19 protein-coding genes and 1 pseudogene are annotated in these 20,028 nt (G+C 72.2%); 8 read left to right on the top strand and 12 right to left on the bottom strand.

The annotated features are described in order from the left end of the window. Window positions 1-52 precede the first annotated feature (52 nt). Entirely contained in the window at window positions 53-1,615 is a 1,563-nt protein-coding gene (locus ACFFR3_RS15825; RefSeq protein ID WP_345400762.1) for an MFS transporter, read from the top strand. 57 nt (window positions 1,616-1,672) lie between these two features. Further along, a complete protein-coding gene (locus ACFFR3_RS15820; protein ID WP_364374535.1) occupies window positions 1,673-2,347 on the top strand; it encodes a TetR/AcrR family transcriptional regulator in 675 nt (224 codons plus the stop codon). Here ACFFR3_RS15820 and ACFFR3_RS15815 read toward each other — a convergent pair. After that, window positions 2,344-3,126 carry an ABC transporter permease gene (locus tag ACFFR3_RS15815; protein WP_364374532.1) on the bottom strand — a complete coding sequence of 261 codons (783 nt, stop codon included), beginning with the start codon at window positions 3,124-3,126 and terminating at the stop codon, window positions 2,344-2,346. The two genes, ACFFR3_RS15820 and ACFFR3_RS15815, sit on opposite strands and share 4 nt — an antisense overlap. Then, window positions 3,123-4,058 (bottom strand): ATP-binding cassette domain-containing protein, encoded by a 936-nt coding sequence (locus ACFFR3_RS15810; protein WP_364374529.1) that lies wholly within the window; start codon window positions 4,056-4,058, stop codon window positions 3,123-3,125. The genes ACFFR3_RS15815 and ACFFR3_RS15810 overlap by 4 nt, the downstream gene beginning before the upstream one ends. 51 nt (window positions 4,059-4,109) lie before the next feature. Here ACFFR3_RS15810 and ACFFR3_RS15805 point away from each other — a divergent pair, with 51 nt between their 5' ends. Further along, window positions 4,110-4,856, top strand: a complete 747-nt coding sequence (locus ACFFR3_RS15805) for a TetR/AcrR family transcriptional regulator (protein WP_364374526.1) — start codon at window positions 4,110-4,112, stop codon at window positions 4,854-4,856. A 167-nt stretch (window positions 4,857-5,023) separates the two neighbouring features. Here the strand turns inward: ACFFR3_RS15805 and ACFFR3_RS15800 are convergent, their stop codons facing one another. Continuing rightward, window positions 5,024-6,154, bottom strand: a complete 1,131-nt coding sequence (locus ACFFR3_RS15800) for a DUF885 domain-containing protein (RefSeq protein ID WP_364374523.1) — start codon at window positions 6,152-6,154, stop codon at window positions 5,024-5,026. Between the two features lie 87 nt (window positions 6,155-6,241). On the opposite strand from ACFFR3_RS15800, the gene ACFFR3_RS15795 reads away from it, so the two are divergent. Both ACFFR3_RS15795 and ACFFR3_RS15790 read left to right on the top strand, forming a co-directional pair. Continuing rightward, on the top strand, window positions 6,242-6,925 hold the full coding sequence (locus ACFFR3_RS15795) for a TetR/AcrR family transcriptional regulator (RefSeq protein WP_364374520.1): 684 nt from the start codon (window positions 6,242-6,244) through the stop codon (window positions 6,923-6,925). Between the two features lie 30 nt (window positions 6,926-6,955). Beyond that, window positions 6,956-7,303, top strand: a complete 348-nt coding sequence (locus ACFFR3_RS15790) for a hypothetical protein (protein WP_364374517.1) — start codon at window positions 6,956-6,958, stop codon at window positions 7,301-7,303. Window positions 7,304-7,614: 311 nt separating this feature from the next. On the opposite strand, the gene ACFFR3_RS15785 is transcribed toward ACFFR3_RS15790, so the two are convergent. From ACFFR3_RS15785 to ACFFR3_RS15765, 5 genes are all read right to left on the bottom strand, one after another. Continuing rightward, window positions 7,615-8,586 carry a GNAT family N-acetyltransferase gene (locus ACFFR3_RS15785; protein WP_379483332.1) on the bottom strand — a complete coding sequence of 324 codons (972 nt, stop codon included), beginning with the start codon at window positions 8,584-8,586 and terminating at the stop codon, window positions 7,615-7,617. A gap of 11 nt (window positions 8,587-8,597) precedes the next feature. Beyond that, complete coding sequence (locus ACFFR3_RS15780) at window positions 8,598-9,641, bottom strand: YhaZ family DNA alkylation repair protein (protein ID WP_345400786.1); 1,044 nt, start codon at window positions 9,639-9,641, stop codon at window positions 8,598-8,600. A 123-nt stretch (window positions 9,642-9,764) separates the two neighbouring features. Then, complete coding sequence (locus ACFFR3_RS15775) at window positions 9,765-11,537, bottom strand: NAD+ synthase (RefSeq protein WP_364374508.1); 1,773 nt, start codon at window positions 11,535-11,537, stop codon at window positions 9,765-9,767. A 52-nt stretch (window positions 11,538-11,589) separates the two neighbouring features. Further along, window positions 11,590-13,029 (bottom strand): BTAD domain-containing putative transcriptional regulator, encoded by a 1,440-nt coding sequence (locus ACFFR3_RS15770; protein WP_345400789.1) that lies wholly within the window; start codon window positions 13,027-13,029, stop codon window positions 11,590-11,592. An 88-nt stretch (window positions 13,030-13,117) separates the two neighbouring features. Further along, window positions 13,118-14,311 carry an MDR family MFS transporter gene (locus tag ACFFR3_RS15765; protein ID WP_364374502.1) on the bottom strand — a complete coding sequence of 398 codons (1,194 nt, stop codon included), beginning with the start codon at window positions 14,309-14,311 and terminating at the stop codon, window positions 13,118-13,120. A 59-nt stretch (window positions 14,312-14,370) separates the two neighbouring features. On the opposite strand from ACFFR3_RS15765, the gene ACFFR3_RS15760 reads away from it, so the two are divergent. Then, the gene (locus ACFFR3_RS15760; RefSeq protein ID WP_379483331.1) at window positions 14,371-15,333 is read left to right on the top strand and encodes an ArsR/SmtB family transcription factor; all 963 of its coding nucleotides are present in this window, start codon (window positions 14,371-14,373) and stop codon (window positions 15,331-15,333) included. Between the two features lie 28 nt (window positions 15,334-15,361). Here the strand turns inward: ACFFR3_RS15760 and ACFFR3_RS15755 are convergent, their stop codons facing one another. Both ACFFR3_RS15755 and ACFFR3_RS15750 read right to left on the bottom strand, forming a co-directional pair. Beyond that, a complete protein-coding gene (locus ACFFR3_RS15755; protein ID WP_345400801.1) occupies window positions 15,362-16,450 on the bottom strand; it encodes a terpene synthase family protein in 1,089 nt (362 codons plus the stop codon). 81 nt (window positions 16,451-16,531) lie between these two features. After that, window positions 16,532-17,077 carry an EF-hand domain-containing protein gene (locus ACFFR3_RS15750; RefSeq protein ID WP_345400804.1) on the bottom strand — a complete coding sequence of 182 codons (546 nt, stop codon included), beginning with the start codon at window positions 17,075-17,077 and terminating at the stop codon, window positions 16,532-16,534. A gap of 154 nt (window positions 17,078-17,231) precedes the next feature. Here ACFFR3_RS15750 and glnA point away from each other — a divergent pair, with 154 nt between their 5' ends. Then, complete coding sequence (gene glnA / locus ACFFR3_RS15745; RefSeq protein WP_345400807.1) at window positions 17,232-18,593, top strand: type I glutamate--ammonia ligase; 1,362 nt, start codon at window positions 17,232-17,234, stop codon at window positions 18,591-18,593. A gap of 103 nt (window positions 18,594-18,696) precedes the next feature. On the opposite strand, the gene ACFFR3_RS15740 is transcribed toward glnA, so the two are convergent. Then, window positions 18,697-18,846, bottom strand: a complete 150-nt coding sequence (locus tag ACFFR3_RS15740; RefSeq protein WP_379483330.1) for an Arc family DNA-binding protein — start codon at window positions 18,844-18,846, stop codon at window positions 18,697-18,699. Window positions 18,847-18,852: 6 nt separating this feature from the next. On the opposite strand from ACFFR3_RS15740, the pseudogene ACFFR3_RS15735 reads away from it, so the two are divergent. After that, window positions 18,853-19,098: pseudogene (locus tag ACFFR3_RS15735) on the top strand (zinc ribbon domain-containing protein); the annotation flags it as partial. A 90-nt stretch (window positions 19,099-19,188) separates the two neighbouring features. Here the strand turns inward: ACFFR3_RS15735 and ACFFR3_RS15730 are convergent. Continuing rightward, complete coding sequence (locus tag ACFFR3_RS15730; RefSeq protein WP_379483329.1) at window positions 19,189-19,824, bottom strand: AAA family ATPase; 636 nt, start codon at window positions 19,822-19,824, stop codon at window positions 19,189-19,191. Between the last annotated feature and the right edge of the window lie 204 nt (window positions 19,825-20,028).

The following is a 20,028-nucleotide window of genomic DNA, read 5'->3' as shown; positions in this document are numbered from 1 at the left end:
GATACGGTGGCGTTGCGAAACTCTGTCGTATCGAAATTTAAGGACTTTCTTCATGGACCCGATGACGGGACATCCACGCCGATGGGGCATCCTCGGCGTGCTGGTGTTCAGCCTGCTGGCGGTCGTGCTGGACAACACGATCCTGAACGTCGCGATGAAGACCATCGCCGACGAGACCGTGGGGCTGGGCGCCACTCAGAGTGAGCTCGAATGGGCGATCAACTCCTACACCCTGGTGTTCGCCGGACTGTTGTTCACCTTCGGCGTGATCGGTGACAGGACCGGTCGCAAGCGCATGTTGTTCATCGGCATGGCGCTGTTCGGCCTGGCCTCACTCGCCAGCGCCTACGCCCAGGACCCGATGCAGCTGATCCTGGCCAGGGCGGCGATGGGCATCGGCGGCGCGGCCATCATGCCGGCCACCTTGGCGATCATCTCCAACGTGTTCCCGCCCGGCGAGCGCGGTAAGGCGATCGGCGTGTGGGCCGGCGGCGTGGGCCTCGCCGTCGCGATCGGGCCCATCACCGGCGGCCTGCTCATCGAGCACTTCTGGTGGGGCTCGGTCTTCCTCATCAACGTGCCGATCGTGATCGTCAGCATGATCCTCATCGCGACCCTCGTGCCGGAGTCGCGCGACCCCAAGCCGTCCAGGCTCGACCCCGTCGGCGTGGTGCTGTCGATCATCGGGCTCGTGGCCATCGTGTACGGCATCATCCGCGGCGGCGAGCTGGCCACCGTCGCCAGCGCCGAGGTGCTGGTCCCGACCCTGTTCGGCGTGGCGGTGCTGGCCGTCTTCGTCTGGTGGGAGCGGCGCATCGACCACCCCGTCTTCGACGTGCGCAGCTTCACCAACGTCCGGTTCAGCTCGGCCATCGGCATGATGGGCATCGTCTTCTTCGCGATGATGGGCGGGATGTTCTTCCTGACGTTCTACCTGCAGATCGTGCTGGGCTTCACGCCGGTGCAGGCGGGCGCGCTGATGATCCCGTTCGCGGCGGCGCAGCTCATCTTCGCCCCGCTCAGCCAGCGGGTCACCGAGCGGCTGGGCGCCAAGCTGTCGGCCACGCTGAGCATGATCGTGGTGACGTTCGCGCTCGGCAGCTACGCGTTCATGGACCAGAACACCCCGATCGTGCTCATCGAGGTCATCTTCTTCGTGCAGGGCGCCGCGATGGCCAACATCATGCCGCCGGCGACCACCGCCATCATGGAGTCGCTGCCCCGCGAGAAGGCCGGCGTCGGGTCGGCCATGAGCAACACCGTCCGCCAGGTGGCCGGCGCGCTCGGCGTGGCCGTGCTCGGCTCGGTGCTGTCGTCCAGCTACCGCGGCGAGATCGCGCCCGCGCTGGCCGTGCTGCCCGAAGGCGCGCGGCACGCCGCGGGCGAGTCCATCATGGCGACCATGGGCGTCGTGCAGGAGCTCGGCGAGCGCGGGCAGGCGCTGGTGCAGCCGGCCTTCACCGCCTTCGTCGACGGCATGCACGTGACCGCGCTGGTCTCGGCGGCGATCGGGCTGCTCGGCATCGTCGTGGTGGCCGTGTGGATGCCGGGAAAGCCGCGGCTCGCCAAGCACGCCGAGAACAGGGAGCCGGTGCTGTCGTCCTCGGGAGGATGACGGACATGTCGGTGGGCACGTACCGTTTATCACGGGAAGGGGTAGGAGGAGGCTTTTGTGCCTCCTCCTACCCCCGAGAGCGGCGCGGTGCTGATGGCGCCCGCGCCGGAGATGTATGGTGAGGCCGCGATGTCGATCCAGCAAACCGGGACCGCCCGCCCCGCGGGCCGTCCGCGCAGCGAGAAGGCCGAGAAGGCGATCATCGAGGCGACCCTCGACATGATCGCCGAGGGCCTGGGCATGTCCGATCTGACCATCGAGGCGATCGCCGCGCGGGCGGGAGTCGGCAAGACCACCATCTACCGGCGCTGGGCCAACAAAGAGGACCTCGTCGCCGACGCCCTGTCCACGCTCAAGACGCCGGTGCCGCCGCTGCCCGGCACGTCCGTGCGCGACGACCTGATCGCGCTGGTCGACAGCATGAGCAGAGACGGCAGCGACGCACGCAACCGGTGCGTGCTCAACATCGCGATGAGCGAGGCCGACCGCTACCCGCGCCTGATGGAGCGCTTCGTCAAGCGGGCCGTCGAGCCGCGGCGGGCGGCCATCCGCGCGGTCATCGAGCGCGGCATCGCCACCGGCGAGCTGCGCCGCGACCTCGATGTGCACATGGCGCTCGCCATCATCTCCGGCACGATGATGTACCAGACGAAGCGCAGCCCGGCCGAAGGGCTGCCGCCCGACCTCGGGCAGCGCGTCGTCGACACCGTGCTGGCCGGCCTCGCACCCTAGCGGCCGGCCGTCCTGCGGCGGAACAACACGGCCGCCACCGGCAGCGCCGCCGCCACCGCGCCCGCCAGCCACGCCGCCGCCACCCCGCCCGACGCGCCCATGGGCTGGTCGAGCAGCAGCGCCCGCAGGGCCGTGATGATCGGCGTGAGCGGCTGGGCGAGCGCGAAGTCGCGCAGCACCCCGGGCATCGTCTCGGCGGGCACGATGCCGTCCGACAGGTACGGCAGGAACAACACCACGAAGCTGAACGCTCCCGCCGCCTGCGACGACCTGACCAGCAGCCCCCACACGGCGGCCAGCGCCGACAGGGCCAGCACGTAACCCGTCACCAGGGCCAGCACCAGCGCCCAGTCGGCAGGGGAGGCGTCCGGGCGGAAGCCCAGCAGCAGCGCCGCGGCCAGCGCGATGGCCGACGCGGCCACGTTGCGGATCACCGAGGCCACCACGTGACCCGCCGGGACCACCCAGCCGCCGATCGGCAGGGTGCGGAAGCGGTCGATCATGCCGGCCGTCATGTCCTCGCAGATCGTCACCGCCGTGAGCGCGGCGCCGTAGCCGCCGGACATCAGCAGCACGGCGGGCACGACGAAGTCGACGTACTCCAGGCCGCTGGAGCCGGTGGTGATGGCGCCGCCGAAGACGTACACGAAGAGAATCATGATCATCACGGGCAGGGCCGTGCTGATGATGAGGCCGTCGAGCACGCGCAGGTCGCGGCGCAGGTCGCGGACCACCAGGCGGCGCAGGTCGCCCGCCGCGTCGATCATCGGGGTGCTCATGCGGCCTCCGTCAGTTCCAGGAAGACGTCGTCGAGGGTGGGGGTGCGCAGGCGTACGCGCTCGACGGCGACGCCGGCCCGGTGCAGCGCGTCCAGGGTGCGCCGCAGGTGGTCGGGGTCCTGGAGGGCCAGCGTCAGCTCGCCCGCCGCGTCAGGGTGCGCGCCGGGCAGCGCGGCGCACGCGCGGCCCAGGTCGGCGGGGTCCGCGGGACGCAGCGCCAGCCGTTCGACACCGACCTGACGCTTGAGCGCGGCGGGGGAGCCGTCGGCCACCACGCGCCCGCCGTTGAGCAGCACGACGCGCTCGGCGAGCTGGTCGGCCTCCTCCAGGTACTGCGTGGTGAGCAGGATGGTGGTGCCCTGGCCGAGCAGCTCCCTGATGACCGTCCACAGCTCGGCCCTGCTGCGCGGGTCGAGGCCGGTCGTGGGCTCGTCCAGGAACAGGATCGGCGGTGCCGACACCATCCCGGCGGCGAGGTCGAGGCGGCGGCGCATGCCTCCCGAGTACGTCCCTGTCCGCCGGTCCGCCGCCTCCACCAGGCCGAAGCGCTCCAGCAGCTCGGCCGTCCGCTCGCGTGCCCGTCGCCTGCCCAGGTGGTGCAGGCCGGCGAACAGCTCCAGGTTCTCCCTCCCCGTCAGCAGGTCGTCCACGGTGGCCTGCTGCGCGGTCAGCCCGATCGCGCGGCGCACCGCCGCCCCGTCGGTGCGCACGTCGTGGCCCGCCACCGTGGCCGTGCCCGCGTCGGGGGCGAGCAGCGTGGTCAGGATGCGCACGGTCGTCGTCTTGCCGGAGCCGTTCGGGCCGAGCAGCGCCACTAACGAGCCCGCCGGCACCGTCAGGTCGACGCCGTCCAGCACCCTCTTGCCTTCTCCGAAAGTCTTGACGAGTCCCCTCGCGCTAATTGTGTATGGCGTACTGTGTATGACGTTCATAGTTTTCAGAGTAATGCAGAATCCTAGGGAGGCGTCAAGGAGGAGGGCCGGATGGCGGAGGAGCGGTCGTTGCCGCCGATGCTGCGACGCATGTGGGGGCGCGAGCCGGTGCCCCGACGGGGGCCGCGTCCCCGGCTCGACCTGGCCACGATCACCGCCGCCGCCATCGAGATCGCCGACGCCGAGGGCCTGGCCGGCGTCTCCATGGCCGCCGTCGCCTCGCGGGTCGGGGTGGCGACCACGGCGCTCTACCGCTACGTCGACAGCAAGGAGGACCTGCTCACCTGCATGGCCGACGGCGTGGCCCCCGAGCCGCCCGACCCGGCGGGGCTTTCCTGGCGCGACTACCTCGCCCTGTGGACCCGCGCCCAGCGCGACATCCTGCTGCGCCACACGTGGCTGCTGTCGATCACCCAGTACGCGCCGCCGCTCGGCCCCAGGCGGCTGCTTTGGCTCGACCGGGCGCTGGCCGCGCTGGCCGGCACCGGGCTCGACGACGGCGAGAAGATGAACGTGGCCAGCACCCTGACCGGCTACGCGCTGACCGACGCGGCCCTCGCCAGGGCCGCCGAGTCCGGGTTCCCCGAGCTCGACCAGAGCGGCGTCGAGGGCGCGGACGACTACGGTGAGCTGCTGGCCGAGATGCTCGACCCCGCCACCTATCCGGCGCTGTCGGCCGCGATGCGGGGCGGGGCCATGCGGGGGGCCGCCGGGTGGACCGACGACGCGGACTTCACGTTCGGGCTGGGCCTGCTGCTTGATGGGGTGGAGCAGCTGATCAGCCGCCGCTCCTCCTGACCCACGCAGCTCTTCCACCTGCGCCTGGGGACCCCCGCGCCTGCGTCCGGTGGCCCTACCGCCTGAGCCGGTGGCCCTGCCGCCTGAGCCGGTGGCCCTGCCGCCCGCGTCTGCCCCGCTTGACGTCGGCGGGCGCGGGGGCTTGCGGCAGGGTGCCTTTTGCGAGGTCAGGTGAGGTCGGTCGGGAGGAGGTGTTCGGTGAGCAGGCGGCGTGTCCGCTTGGGGCCGGTCGCCCAGCGGCGCACCAGCTCCCATCCGTGGAAATATCCGAATATGTACGGACTCATCGGCGACGGCTGGAGGATGCCCAGCGCCCCCTTGGCCTCCTCCTCGGTGACGAGCGCCCAGCGCCGCAGGTAGGCCGCCAGCTCCGCCTCGCCACGTCCCTCCGCCGCCATGAACGCGACATTCCCCCACACACCCCACAGCACGTTCTTGGCGTGATGCACGGCGGCCAGGTCGCCGTCGATGGGCGGGAGCCCGGCCATGGGCAGGGCGATGGCGTTCAGCCAGTCGCGGGCCTCGTTCTCCGGGAACAGCAGCTCCTCGGCCGCCAGCCCCAGCCCCTCGCTGAGCGCGAACGACGGCGACAGCATGAACCGCACCTTCTCGCCCTTGAGCATCGACTCGGCGATGTGCCCGGGATGGCCCTCGTGCGCGACCAGATAGAGCAGGTCCGCGAGGTTGAACGGGATGTCGGTGTTGATGTGGATCGTGGACCTGTGCCCGCCCTCGTACGCCCCGGCCCCGTGAAAGGCCACCCCGCTCACCAGCCTGCACCGCACCACCTCGTCCGGCGGCAGCGGCACGATCCGGGCGTTCGTCCGCGCCCTGGTCTCGGCCACCGCCGGCTCCACCAGCTCGGGCAGGAGCTCGATCGGATCCAGCCGGTACGCCGCCTGCCAGCCCCGCCACCGCTCCGCCAGCGAGCCCCGCGTACCCGGCAGCGCCCGGTCCAGCTCGTCGTGCGCCCGCCCGAACACCTCCTCCGGCACCCACCGCGGCTCCAGGCCCAGGCACTCCCGCGCGTACTCGGCCAGCGGCGCCCGCTCCCCGCCCACGTACCGGGCGGCGGCGCGCATCGCCCGTACCTGGGCGGCCAGGTAGGCGTCAGGCGCCGACTCCAGCAGCCGCTCCGCCGCCTCCTCGAGCGCGCCGGCGGACGCGGGCGGCTCCCCGGCGACCTGCTCGCGCCATGCCTCAGGGCCCTCGTAGATGAGCGCGGTGCCCGTCACGCCGCCGGTCAGGAGCCGGTTGAGCCGCAGCGCCAGCAGGGCGTGCTCTCGCCGCCAATCCATGACGTCCCTTCCTTCCTGTCGGGATCTCACGAGGGCGGCCTACGCTAGCCGTACGGTTTTCCGTACAGTGCACGGAAGGACGTGCCGATGCCGGAGAGCATCTGGTTCCGCGACGACGCCCGCCCGCGCCGGCCCCGCCTGTCCCGCGAGCGCATCGTGACCGCCGCCGTCGGGCTCCTCGACGCCGAGGGCGTGGCCGGCTTCTCGATGCGGGCACTCGCCGCCCGTCTCGGGGCGGGGACGATGTCGCTGTACGAGTACGTCCGCAGCAAGGAGGACGTCCTCGACCTCGCCCTCGACGAGGCCGTCGGCGAGATCGGCGAACCTCCCGCGGACGGCCCGTGGCGCGACCTCCTGACCGATCACCTGGCCAGGAGCCGGGCCGTCATGCGCCGCCACCCGTGGATGCCCGCCCTCATCGCCACCCGACCTCTGCTGGGCCCGAATGCGCTCGCCGGCTCCCGCGCGATCTACGGCGCGCTCGCCCGCGAGGGCCTGCACGGCCCCGAGCTGACCGCCGCGATCGGCACGCTCTCCTCCTACCTGTACGGCTTCGTCGCGGCGGAGAACACCTGGTGGGCCACGGTCCGCACCCCGGCCGCCGACGCCGAGCTCCGCGCCCGCGTAGCCGACCACCTGCACCGCCACGAGGCCGAGCTCGGCCATCAGGCCCAGGTGGACGACGGCGACTTCGACACCCAGTTCCGCCTGGGCCTGAACCTGATCCTCGACGGCTTGTCCACCCGCCTGAAGGAAAACCCCCGTGAGTGACCGGAGCGCGGCCGCTACGCTGACGAGATCATGTGCACCTACGCGATGGTCCACTACAAGGTCCACTACGTGTGCCTGCCATGCCGGCGCAGCTTCAAGCAGCCCTGGCGGCGCCAGGACCCCCGCTGCTCCGGCTGCCAACGGCCGATGCACTACGCCGGCCACGACTTCGCCGCACCCCGCCGTGGTGACGAGCGCCGATGGCGAGCGGTGGAGGCAGTGCTGACGGCGGGCCTCCGCTACGACGGCTTCGAACCCTGCGGCTGCGGCCGCCAACCCAAGCCCCGCCCCCGCACGAGCGCCGAGGTCCGCACCCGCCGCCGCCTCGCCACCCGCACCACCCTCTCAGACCCCGAAGCCCTGTCCCTACGCCTGTAACCGCCCCCCCACGCCCGCGCCGAAAGCCCGCCACCCGCCGAGCGGGTGCCGCGCCAGGAGCCCGTCACCGCGAGCGGGTGCCGTGCCGAGAGCCGGTCACCGCGAGCGGGTGCCGTGTCGAGAGCCGGTCACCGCTGAGCGGGTGCCTGTGTCGTGGGGTGCGTCCACCGGTATGTGTGGAGTGCACCCACATGCGCGTGAAGGGTCGTTGCTCGGAGGAGGGGCGCCGGTGGGCGGGATGCTGTCGGTCCTGGCGCAGAGGCTGGGCGTCGGGGCTCGAAATGTTCGGTGGTCGGGGTCGCGAGCGAGGGTCAGGGAGTCAGTTTCCAGAGGTGGCCGATGAGGCGGAGGCCGAGGCGTTCGGCGACTCGTTGGGAGGAGCGGTTGTCGGCGCTCGTGCTGTAGTACAGCCGGACGCCCGGCAACAGGCTCGCCCAGGCGGCGGTGGTGGCGGCGGCGTGGCCTCGGCCGCGGTGGGCGGGGGAGGTCCACGTGCCGGCCTCGGCGCCTCCTGGGGTGTTGCGGGCGGTGTGGCAGATCGACACCACCTCGCCGTTCTCCACGATCATCGCCCACGGGGCTCCTTCGCCGCCCGCGACCAGCTCGTCCCACTCGTCGGGCGCCCATTCGGCGGGGCGCAGCGGACGTACGAGCCGGGCGTGCGCCCCCGACGCCGACGTGACCACCTCCGCGGGTACGTCGAACCGCACCGGCCCCTCCACCACATAGCTGAACCCCTCCGACAGGGTGACCCGGTCACCGCCGAGCATCGCCCTGCACGTGGCCAGCACCTCCGGAAAGCGCCCGCCTCCCGACGACACGACACCGAGCAGGCGCTCGGCCAGCTCGCCGGGGAGGTGGCCCGCCACGGCGGCGGTCAGCCCGCCCGTGTGGAGGTGCTCCGGCACGGCGGTGTCCGGGCTGTAGGAGGAGACGTCATCCGGCGCGGGGGTGGCCGCCGCCCCGTAGGGCTGGGCACGGTCTGCTGCGGGAGCGGTCGGATCGGTGACGGGCACGCCGGTGGTGGTCGGGCCGAGGGTGGTCGGGCTGGTGGCGGTTGGGCCGAAGGCGGTTGGGCCGGGGGCGGGCATGCTGGTGGTGGCCGGGCCCGTGGTGGGGACGCCGATCACCATGTCTTCGGGGCCCGGGAGGCGGCCGCGTGCGTCGAGGCGCCAGATGACGCCCAGTTCGATGCGGAGCAGGTCGGTGTCGGTCAGGTGGGGTGTCCGGGGAGCGTGGCCGGCCGAGCGTCTGTCGTCAGGGTCGCTGTCGTCTGAGGTCATGGCGTTCGAGCCTAGGCCGTCACGGGCGCGGGCGTCAGGGTGAAGGGGATGGTGGCGGCTACGCGGCCGTTGACGATGACGTCGAGCTCTCGGGCGCCCGGTGGCTCGTCGCGGGTGGTGACCGGACGGAACGAGTGGCTCTTGCGTACGGTGAACCGCGCTCCTGGTTCTTCGGCGTCGCGCTGACCCAAATGGAAGACGCGGCGCGAGCCCGCTCGCCTGATCGCGTATTTCAGCAGCACAGGACCCGACGCGCCCGCCGTCACCGTGATCGCGAAGGCCAGCTTGCCGCCCACCGCCACCGTGTCGGACTCCAGCACCAAGGTGTCCACCGAGCCGCTGCCCGGGGTGGCGCCCACCAGGGCCAGGGCCTCGGGGTGGCCGGCGCGGAGCAGGCCGCGTACGGCGTGACGCAGCACCCGCTCCACGTGCGAGCCGCCGTCGGAGCGCCAGCGGGCCAGCAGGCCGAGCGCGACCTCGGGATGGTCTTTGGCGAGGTCGTTGACGTGGTTGGCGACCGAGCGGCGGACGTATTCGCTCGGGTCGTCGCGCAGCCGGTCGAGGAGCGGGAGCGTCGGCCCCGGCGTCATCAGCCAGGACACCCGCGTGGCCCACGGCAGTCTCGGGCGGGAGCCCTCGGAGGCCAGGCGGCGCAGGTGCTCGTCGGGGGACTCGGCCCACCCGTGCATGATCGTGAGGGCGTCGTCGCGGTGACGCTCGAGGAAGGGGCGTACGGCGAACTCGCCCGTCGCGTACGGCGTCAGCACGGCCAGCGTGCGCATCCCGTCGTCGAGATGGCCGAGGCCCCGCTGGGCGGTGTGCTCGGTGGCGGGCCAGCCGCTCCACATGTCGAGCCTCACCCGCCCTGCCGCCTCGCGGACGATCTCCGCCGCCCGCGGGTAGGGCAGCGGCAGCGCCTCGTCGAGCGCGGCGGCGACGTGGGTGACCCGGGCCTTCAGCTCCAGGCCGTCGAGCCCGTGGACCGCCCGCTCTACGAACCGCTCGCGCGGGAACGCCGCCCATGCCGCGGACAGCCCGTCGGCCAGCACAGACACCGACCCATGGTTGATCATTTCCTTCAGAGGTTGAGCCACGGGAAGACCTTGCCAGGCGCCACCGACAATTCCCGGTCGAAGCGAGAGCACGGCCCCGCCGGCAGCGGGGCCGTGAGGGCCGGATCAGGTGGTCTCGCGCCAGCGGTTGGTGATGGGGAGGCGGCGGTCGCGGCCGAAGTTCTTCGGCGTGATCTTGGGGCCGGGCGGGTACTGGCGCCGCTTGTACTCCGCCAGGTCCACCAGCCGGATCACCCGCGTCACCAGCGCGGGATCGTGCCCGGCCGCGATGAGCTCCTGCGAGCCCATGTCCTTCTCCACGTAGTCGTCGAGCAGCCGGTCGAGCACCTCGTACGGCGGCAGCGAGTCGGTGTCGCGCTGGTCGGGGCGCAGCTCGGCGCTGGGCTCCTTGGTGATGGAGTTCTCGGGGATGGGCCGCTCGGCGTCGAGCAGGAACCCGGGGAGCGTGTGGGCGTTGCGCCACCTGGACAGCTCCCACACCATCGTCTTCGGCACGTCCTTGATGGGCGCGAAGCCGCCGGCCGAGTCGCCGTAGAGGGTGGAGTAGCCGGTGGCCAGCTCGCTCTTGTTGCCGGTGGTCAGCACCAGGTGGCCGTGCTCGTTGGACAGCCCCATGAGCAGCATGCCGCGTACCCGCGCCTGGAGGTTCTCGGCGGCCAGGCCGGACAGGTCGATCTCCTTCTCGTACGCGTTGACGATCTCGGCGATCGGCACCACGCGTGCGTTGATCCCCTGCCTGCGCACCAGCTCTTCGGCGTCGGCCAGGGAGTGGTCGGAGGAGTAGCGGGACGGCATGAGGACGACGTTGACCCGCGAGGGACCGATGGCGTCGGAGGCGATGGTGGCGGTCAGCGCGGAGTCGATGCCGCCGGACAGGCCGAGGATGACGGACTGGAAGCCGTTCTTGGCGACGTAGTCGCGCACCGCGAGCACCAGCGCGGCGTAGACCTCGGCGTGCGGGTCGAGGCGCGGCGCCACGGTGGCGGGCTCGGGCGGGTAGGGGGCGAGGGGCTCGTCCGACAGCACCAGGCGCTCGACGGTGATGGTGGAGCCGTCGCCCGCGTCGTACGGGTACGTGCCCGGCTCGGCCTGCGACACCGGCAGCCCGTCGAGGTCGGCGATCAGCAGCTCCTCCTTGAACTGCCCGGCCCGCGCCACCAGCTCGCCGGCCTCGTCGACCACGATGGAGTCGCCGTCGAAGACCAGCTCGTCCTGCCCGCCGACCTGGTTGACGTAGACGAGCGCGCAGCCGGCCTCGCGGGCGCGCCGCGCGCACAGCTCCAGCCGTACGTCGTCCTTCTCCTTCTCGTACGGCGAGGCGTTCGGCGAGATCAGCAGCCCGGCGCCGGCCTGACCGACGACGGACACGGGGCCGCCCTCCTGCCAGAGGTCCTCGCACACCGCGATGGCCACGTCGACGCCGTGCAGCCGGAAGATGGGCAGCCGGTCGCCGCGCACGAAGTAGCGGTATTCGTCGAACACGCCGTAGTTGGGCAGGTGGTGCTTGGCGGTCCTGGTGACCACCTCGCCCTTGTGCAGCAGGGCGGCGGCGTCGAGCGGGGCGCCCTTGGGCTGCCCGACCCGGGGCGCCAGGCCGGCGCGGTCGACGTAGCCGACCACGACCGGGAGGTCGCCGAGGCCCTCGCCGGCCAGCCTGCGCGCCACCTCCTCAAGCGTCCTGATGCTGGCGTCCACGAAGGACGTGCGCAGCACCAGGTCCTCCACCGGGTAGCCGGTGAGGAACATCTCGGTGAAGACGACGAGATGGGCCCCGCGCCCGGCAGCCTCGCGGGTCCACGCGATGAGCCGGTCGGCGTTGGCGCTCAGGTCGCCCACGGTCGGATTGGTCTGTGCCAGGGCAATGCGCAGTTGTGCCACGCGACCAGCCTAGTACGCCATGATCTTTATCGTCAAAGAGACGAAAAGTGGGTCATCTCACTCCCGGAGTGACCAGGCCCGACTCGTACGCGGCCATCACGAGCTGCGCCCGGTCCGTCAGCCCCAGGTGCTCCAGCAGCGACGTGACGACGAGACCCACCTCCTCCTCGCGCAAGGAGAGCGTCCGCCCGATCTGCTGGTTGCTCAGCCCGCGGGCCACGAGCTTCAGCACGTCCAGCCGGTCGTCGGGCAGCCCGGCCAGCGCGGGAGGCGAGCCGGGGTCGCTGCGTCCGGCGAACGCCGAGATCAGCCGCATCGTCACCGCCGGGTCGATGAGCGCGTCACCGGCCGCCGCCGCCCTGATCGCGGCCACGAACTGCTCCGGCGCCGACGTCTTCAGCACGAACCCGCTCACTCCCGCACGCAGCGCCGCATAAAGGTTCTCGTCGCTGCCGAACGTGGTCATCATCACGACCTTCGGCGGCGTCGGCGCGGCGAGGATCCTGCGGGCCGCGGCCAGGCCGTCGAGGTGCGGCATCCGGATGTCGAGCAGCACCACGTCGGGCCGCGTCTCCAGGACGGCGGCGATGGCCTCCTCGCCGTCGGCCGCCTCGCCCGCGGGGGTCAGCCCGGGCTCGCCCTCCAGCATCGCGCGCACGCCCGTCCGCACGAGCGCCTGGTCGTCGGCCACCAGCACCCGCAGCTCCCGCCCCGCCTCGCGCACCGGCTCGTGAATCACCGGCGGCGGGTCATCCAGGCGCTGGGCCAGCATGTCGGCCTCCAGACCGGTGAGCGTGGCCGACAAGTCGAGGCCCAGCTCATCCCGCCAGACGGCGCGCGCCCGGCGCAGCGCCGCCAGCGCGTCGCCCTGACGGCCCAGCCGGTAGAGCGCGAGTGCGAGCAGCCGCCACGCCTCCTCGCGCAGCGGGTACGCCGACGCGTGCGCCTCCAGGTCCGCGACCAGCGAGCGCGCCCGGCCCAAGGCCAGCCCGGCCTCGGCCCGCCGCTCGACCGCGATCAGCCGCAGCTCCTCCAGCCGGCTCGCCTCCGTGGCCGCCCAGCTCAGCTCGGCGAACTCGGCCAGCGCCGGTCCACGCCACAGCCCCAGCGCGCAGTCCATGTCGGCCCAGACCTGCGCGGGCGGGCCGTCCGCCTTCACCAGCGACTCGAACCGCCAGGCGTCCACCTGCTCGACGGCGGCGCGCAGCGCGTACCCGGGCGGCGCGGACACCAGCACCGACGCCTCCTCGCGGGGGGCGCGGCCGGGTTCGAGCGCCCGGCGCAGGCGCGAGACGTACCCCTGGATGGTGGACAGGGCCTGCGGCGGCGGCGCGCCCGGCCACAGCTCGTCGATGAGGGTGGACACGGGGACGGCGCGGCCTGCGGCGACCAGCAGCCGGGCGAGCACCGCCCGCTGCCGCTGCCCGCCGAGGTCGATGGGGGCGCCGTCGGCCCAGGCCTGGAACGGTCCGAGAGCGGTGAAGATCAGCATGTCAGGCGTAACTGTAGAGGGAGAGCGCGCCGCCGGTATATGGCGAAACTTCACATCTCACTTGGTACGCCGGAGAGCCGGGAAGCGGTCACCGGCGGCGGACGGCGGGGCCGAGGAGCAGCATGCCGGCCGCCGCCGTCGCGCCCACCCCGCCGATCGTGAACCACAGTGCCTTGGAGCCCAGTTCGAGCAGCACCCCGCCGAGCGTCGGCGCCAGCACGGCCGCCAGCGACCAGGCGAACCCGAACAGCCCGGAGTACCGCCCGCGCAGGTGGGACGGGGCGAGCCGGGCCACGATGGAGCCGGGGATGCCGGCCGTGATGATCTCGCCGGCCGTCCACACCACGATCGTCGCCACCAGCCCCCACGCGGTGGTGACGAACGCGGTCATCGCGAACCCGGCCGCCATCACCACCAGCCCCAGCGCGAACGTCCTGGCCGGGTCCCGCCGTCCCAGCCACCCCGACACGAGCGGCTGGACGATGACGATGAGCACCCCGTTCAGCGCCATGGCCAGGCCGTACGTGCCGAGCGGGAGCTTGACCACCTTCGTCATGGCCACCGGCAGCATGGAGAGCGTCTGGGAGTAGACCACCGCGTTGCCCAGCACGACCAGCGTGAACCCGAGCATGACCCGGTCGCGCAGCACCACCCCGAACCCGCCGGTCGACTCGTGCCCCTGCGGCCTGGTCTCCGGCACGGCCCGCCACACCAGCACGGCGAAGATCAGGCAGGACACCGCGTCGATCCAGAACAGCCACAGGAAGCCGAGCTGCGCCAGCCACCCGCCGGCCGTCACGCCGATGGAGTAGCCGAGGTTGACCCCCCAGAACAGCAGCCCGTACGCCCGCGGCCGCTCCTCCGGCGAGACCAGGTCGGCGACCATGGCGTTCGAGGCCGGCCGGTAGATGTCCATGACCAGGCCGAGGCAGAACATCGAGGCCAGGATCGCGGGCAGCGACGTGCTGTAGCCCAGCGCCAGCATGAACACCGCCGTCGCCACCATGCCGCCCGTGAGCGTGACCCGCCGCCCGATGCGGTCGGTGAGCACCCCCGAGATGAACTGCGACAGCAGCGACCCCGCACCGAACACGCCCATCACCAGGCCCGCGGCGGCGAGCGACATGCCGCGGCTCTGGGTCAGGAAGACGCCGGTGAACGGCATGACCATGGTGCCCAGGCGGTTCACCACGGTGCCGCCCCACAGCGCCCAGAACGGGCGGGGCAGCCCGCCGACCATGGACCGGACGAAGGAGGGCTTCTCGGCAGTTGTGCTCGACACGCTGGACAGCGTGAGGGGTCGGATGCCGCGGCGCGAACGATTTAGGCCACACTAAAAGCATGTCCATCGCCTGGCGGCTCAGCCCTGAGGACGTCGCGCGCCTGCGCTTCGCGTTCTCCCCGATGTGGGAGCTGGTGGCGAGCCTCCGCACCCTGCGCGCGCCCTCACAGCAGTCGATCCACCTGCCCTGGATCAAGGCCGTCCGGCCCCGTCTGGACGGGCTCGACCTGGCCGAGCTGTTCGCGCTGGTGCCGCCGGCCGGCTACCTGGCCGACTTCATCACCCCGCCGCCCGACACGCCGCTGCCCGACTTCGCCTCCGAGCTCCACCGGGTCAGGCGCAGCGACCCCGAGCGGGTCAGGCACGAGGCGGCGCGGCTGCGAGCCGGCGCGCCCGAGGTGATCGACCGGTTCATCGCCGACCCCGAGGCGGGCGTCGCACGGGTGGCCGACACGCTGGAGGCGTACTGGGAGCGGTGCTTCGCCGAGTTCTGGCCCCGCGTGTACGGGCTGCTCGAACGCGACGTGCTGCGCCGCTCGCGCGAGCTCGCCCAGGGCGGTGCCCACGCGCTGTTCGCCGGCCTCGGCCCCGAGGTGCGCTGGACGGGGGAGCACCTGCTCATCGAGCGGCCCTCATGCGTGCTCGACGGGCCGCACGGCGACGGGCTCGTGCTCGTGCCGAGCGCCTTCTACTGGCCGTCCGTGGCCGTGATGTCGGCCCCGTACCAGCCGATGCTGGTCTATCCCGTGCAGGGCGTCGGCACCCTGTGGGTGCAGGGGCCGCCGCCCGCGCCCGACGCGCTCGCCGCGCTGATCGGCAGGAGCCGCGCGCGCATCCTGCTCGCGCTCGCCGAGCCCGCCACCACCTCCGCGCTGGCCGCCCGCATGGAGCTCACGCCCGGCGCGGTCAGCCAGCACCTGAGCGTGCTCAGCGGGGGCGGGCTCGCCGTGGGGATGCGGCTCGGCAAGCAGGTCGTCTACCGCCGTACGCCGGCCGGCGACATGCTCGCCGGCACCCGCTGACCACGCGCGGGGCCGGCGGGCCGGCAGCTCAGGCGTAGCGCTTCGACTCCAGGAGCCAGTCCAGGTGGGCGCGCGGCGCCGCCAGGTACGCGCACGCCACCTTGCTGACGTCCCGCGCCGCGGCGGGCGCCAAATCGTCCAAGGGGAGCCGCCTGGCCGCCTGGCGCATGTCCTGGCAGCGCGCCGCGATCCGGTCGAGCACCCACGCCGTCGCCGCCCGCTCGCCCAGCCCGAGCTGCCGCATCGCCAGCACCACGAAGTTGTGCACGTCGCCGCGCTCCTTGGGCCGCGAGGCGACGTCGTTGCACCAGGCCGTCACGTCGCTGCAGGCGTCCACGAGCTGCCGCCACGGCTCCGACTCGTGCACCCAGGCCGGCACCTCGACCCGCAGGCACGGCTCGACCAGGTCGTACAGGTAGGGCCCCACCGTGCCCCTGCGCAGCTCCGGATACTCCTCGATCGTCGGCATCCGCCCCGCCGCGCGGTTGTCGGCCTCGGTGCGGCAGGCGTCGTACTGGCGCTGCAGCCCCACCGCGAACCTGGCCCGCCACCGGTCGCTCATCCGCACGCTGGTCACCCGCCACAGGTCGGCGAAGGCCGCCTCCAGCGGATGACGGGCGGTGCCCGCCAGCATGCCGTGGAAGACCTCCAGGGGCCCCGACCGCTCGTCCAGCTCGTCGTCCAGGTGGAACAGCCAGGTCAGCCACTGCGCGAACAGCGCCGCCGCGGCGGCGTCGAACTCGGCGAACGCGCGGCCCGCCATCCGGTGGTAGCCGACGCCGGGGTCGGCGGGCAGGCCCGTACGCCTGGCCCAGTCGATGACGGCGGCCTCGATCGCGTACACGGCCGGGTGCATCCGGCACGGCGCCGCCATGGCGGGCACCCGCTCGGTCAGCGGCAGCAGCGCCGTCGCGGGCGAGCCGCCCCTGCGCGGCAGCGGCAGCAGCGACGACAGCGCCGTGCGCAGCGCGGTCCGCACCGTGGACAGCACGGTGCCGGACGGGGTGCCGGACGGGCTGACGGAAGGGCCGCCGGACGGGACGGCGGGTGGGCCCGACGGCGCGTCGGCGGGCGCGGGCTCCCCACTGTCCGAGGGACTGTTGACTGTGCTCTTCATGGGCTCTTCACCGTGTTCTCTGCGTTCTCCGCGCTCTGCGTCTCTTGCCGTAACTCCTCACAGCACCCTTGACAGTGCTCTTCACAGAGGGCCGAAAAGCCAGTTTCCGGTCGCGTTGGGATCGTCGCTGCGGTAGTAGTCGGCGGCCGCGAGGACCAGCTCCTCCACCGTGAGCAGGCCCCTCGCCTCCCGGTCGAGCCGGTCGAACGCCTGGTCCACGTCGTCGTAGGCGACACCGAACGCCGACAGCAGCGTCCGGAACTCGCCCATCGCGACCTCGCCGTCGCGGTCGCCGTCGCACAGCTCCGCCACCGCGACCGTGGCGGGACGGAACACCGGGTCGTAGTGCTCGCCGGTGACGAACGCCGCGGTCATCCCCTTGAGGAAGTCGGGGCGCGCGACGCCGGAGTCGCCGTCGCGTTCGAGCGCGTCGGACAGGGTGAACCAGATGCGGTCGAAGCTCTCGACGAGACGCGCCCCGGTGACCGAGGTGGGGGACTCGCCGAAGCCCACCAGGATGCGGGCGCCCAGCCCCAGCAGGTCCTCACGCTCGACGACGCCGTTGCCGTTCGCGTCGATGTGGTCGAACGCCCGATCGAGCTTGTGATTGAGCAGGTCGATGGCCACCCTTGCCTCCCCCGAGACTGACTGCGTTGATCACAGTAGGTCGGGGCGGGCCCTTTGTCAGCGAGGCTCGCACCGGCGACCCCCGTAACGTGTGCGAAACACGGACACGGCATGCTGGTAGGTGACCTGTACTTTCGTCGAACGAGGGGATGCTGTGGACCGCCAGCAGGAGTTCGTGCTCCGCACGCTCGAGGAACGCGACATCCGGTTCATCCGGCTGTGGTTCACTGACGTGCTCGGCTTCCTCAAGTCCGTGGCCATCGCGCCGGCCGAGCTCGAGGGCGCGTTCGCCGAGGGCATCGGTTTCGACGGCTCGGCGATCGAGGGCTTCGCCCGCGTCTACGAGTCCGACATGCTGGCCAAGCCCGACCCCGCGACGTTCCAGATCCTGCCCTGGCGCAGCGAGACACCGGGCGCGGCGCGCATCTTCTGCGACATCCTCATGCCCGACGGCTCGCCGTCCCACGCCGACCCGCGCTGGGTTCTCAAGCGCACGCTCGCCAAGTGCGCCGACATGGGCTTCACCTTCTACACCCACCCCGAGATCGAGTTCTTCCTGCTCAAGAACAGGCCGGAGGCGGGCGAGCGGCCCGAGCCCATCGACTCGGGCAGCTACTTCGACCACACACCCCACAGCTCGGGCCATGACTTCCGCCGCCAGGCGATCATGATGCTGGAGTCGATGGGCATCTCCGTCGAGTTCAGCCACCACGAGGGCGCCCCCGGCCAGCAGGAGATCGACCTGCGCTACGCCGACGCGCTCACCACGGCCGACAACATCATGACCTTCCGCCTGGTCATGAAGGAGGTCGCGCTGGAGCAGGGCATCTGGGCCTCGTTCATGCCCAAGCCGTTCACCGAGCACCCCGGCTCCGGCATGCACACCCACATGTCGCTGTTCGAGGGCGACAGGAACGCCTTCTACGAGGCCGGCTCCGACTACCGGCTGTCCAAGGTCGGCCGCTCGTTCATCGCGGGCCTGCTCAGGCACGCCGCCGAGATCACCGCCATCACCAACCAGTGGGTCAACTCCTACAAGCGGCTGTGGGGCGGCGCCGAGGCCATCGCGGGGCAGGGCGGCGAGGCCCCCTCCTACGTGTGCTGGGGCCACAACAACCGCTCGGCGCTGGTCCGGGTGCCGATGTACAAGCCGCACAAGGGCGGCTCGACCCGCATCGAGTTCCGCTCGCTCGACTCCGCCTGCAACCCCTACCTCGCCTTCGCGCTCATCCTCGCGGCGGGCCTGAAGGGCATCGAAGAGGGCTACGAGCTGCCCGCCGCCGCCGAGGACAACGTCTGGACCCTCACCAGCGCCGAGCGCCGCGCCCTGGGCATCCAGCCGCTGCCCGGGTCGCTCAACGACGCCATCGAGGTCATGGAGCGCAGCGAGCTGGTGGCCGAGACGCTGGGCGAGCACGTCTTCGACTTCTTCCTGCGCAACAAGCGCAGCGAGTGGCGCGAATACCGCCGCCACGTCACCGAGTTCGAGCTCGGCCGCTACCTGCCGATCCTCTGAGGCGATCCGGCCCCGCTACCGATGATGCCCGCAGTGCTCCGGCTTTCAGGCCGGGGGTGAAGCGGGCGTCCCGCGTAGCGGGGCGGGGAGAGGTGAATCGCCGTCAAGGCGATTCACCGTGTGCCTGGTCGGCGGCGAGCGCGGTCTCAAGCAGGTGCACGATCTGAGAATTCAGGGATCGCCGCTCGGTCTCGGCGCGGGCGACCACCTGGGCGTGCACGTCATCGGGAAGCCGGAGCGTAATCCTGATCATGACACCATGCTGGAGTACAAGGCCGCCCGGTACGGCCGCACCCTGGTGAAGATCGACCGCTGGTTCCCCAGCTCGAAACTCTGCTCGGCATGCGGGACGGTCGCCGGGTCGATGCCGCTGAACGTCCGATCGTGGGCCTGCCCGTGCGGGGCGGTTCACGACCGGGACGTCAACGCCGCCGAGAACATCCTCGCCGCCGGACGGGCGGCGAGGCTGAACGCCTGCGGAGGGACCGTAAGACCCGCCGCCTAGCGGAGGGCAGGACCCGGTGAAACAGGAAGCCACAGAGGTGCCGCACACGCGGCACGGGCTGAATCCCCGGCCTTCAGGCCGGGGAGCACGTCAACCGCCGATCCGCTCGGCGTGTGGCGGGCGCCGCCGTGCCGGGCGGGCGGGCTCGTCCGGGAGCGCGTCGAACACGATGGCCTCCAGCAGGCCGGCCTGTGCCCGGTCCACGACGCGGGCGCCGGTCGCGGGGGCCGGGTCGCCGCCCTTGACGCGGGCCAGCAGGCGCTCCACGCCCCGCCGGTGGCGGGCGAACGTCCGCGGCGCCACCACCCGTCCCCGCGCACGCTGCCCGGCCAGCGCCTCCTCCGCGGGCGCGTCCAGCAGCAGCAGGTGGAAGTGCGCGCCGTGCCGGCGGGCCAGCCAGGCGAAAGCGCGCAGCACGTACGGGCCGCAGCCCCGGTTGTGCGCCACCACCGGCGCGCCCCGCGCCAGCGCCCGCCTGATGCGGCTCACGTGGGTGACGAACACCACGGCCCGCCGCACGGGGTAGGGCGCCCAGGTGAGCCTGCCGTCCCAGTGCCGCCGCGACTGCGCGGAGTCGATCACCACGACCGTCCCCGCGGTCAGGGGGCGGCTCTCGGTGCCGCGCAGGCCGTACAGGCGGCGCAGCAGCGTGGTCTTGCCCGCCCCTGGCAGCCCTGTCAGGATGACCAGGGATCCCGGCGGGTACCGCAGCATCGCCCCGGGCACGCTCCCCACCCCCGCCCCGTCTCGTCCGGCCGATCATGTACGCCGCGCCAGCATAGGCCCGTTGCACTCCAGACTCTGCGACTACGGCCGAACTCGCGCACCCCATCACGCCGCCGAAAGGTCCGCCAGGGCGCTGACCTGCGGAGATCGGATCCAGCTCGGCCTGCTTTGACGGGCTCCCCGCCGGATTCGGCAGATTGGTAC

Source organism: Nonomuraea salmonea (assembly GCF_042428605.1).
Lineage (GTDB): Bacteria > Actinomycetota > Actinomycetes > Streptosporangiales > Streptosporangiaceae > Nonomuraea > Nonomuraea salmonea.
Note: the sequence above shows the minus strand (reverse complement) of the source record. Positions and strands in the feature narration are given on the sequence as shown.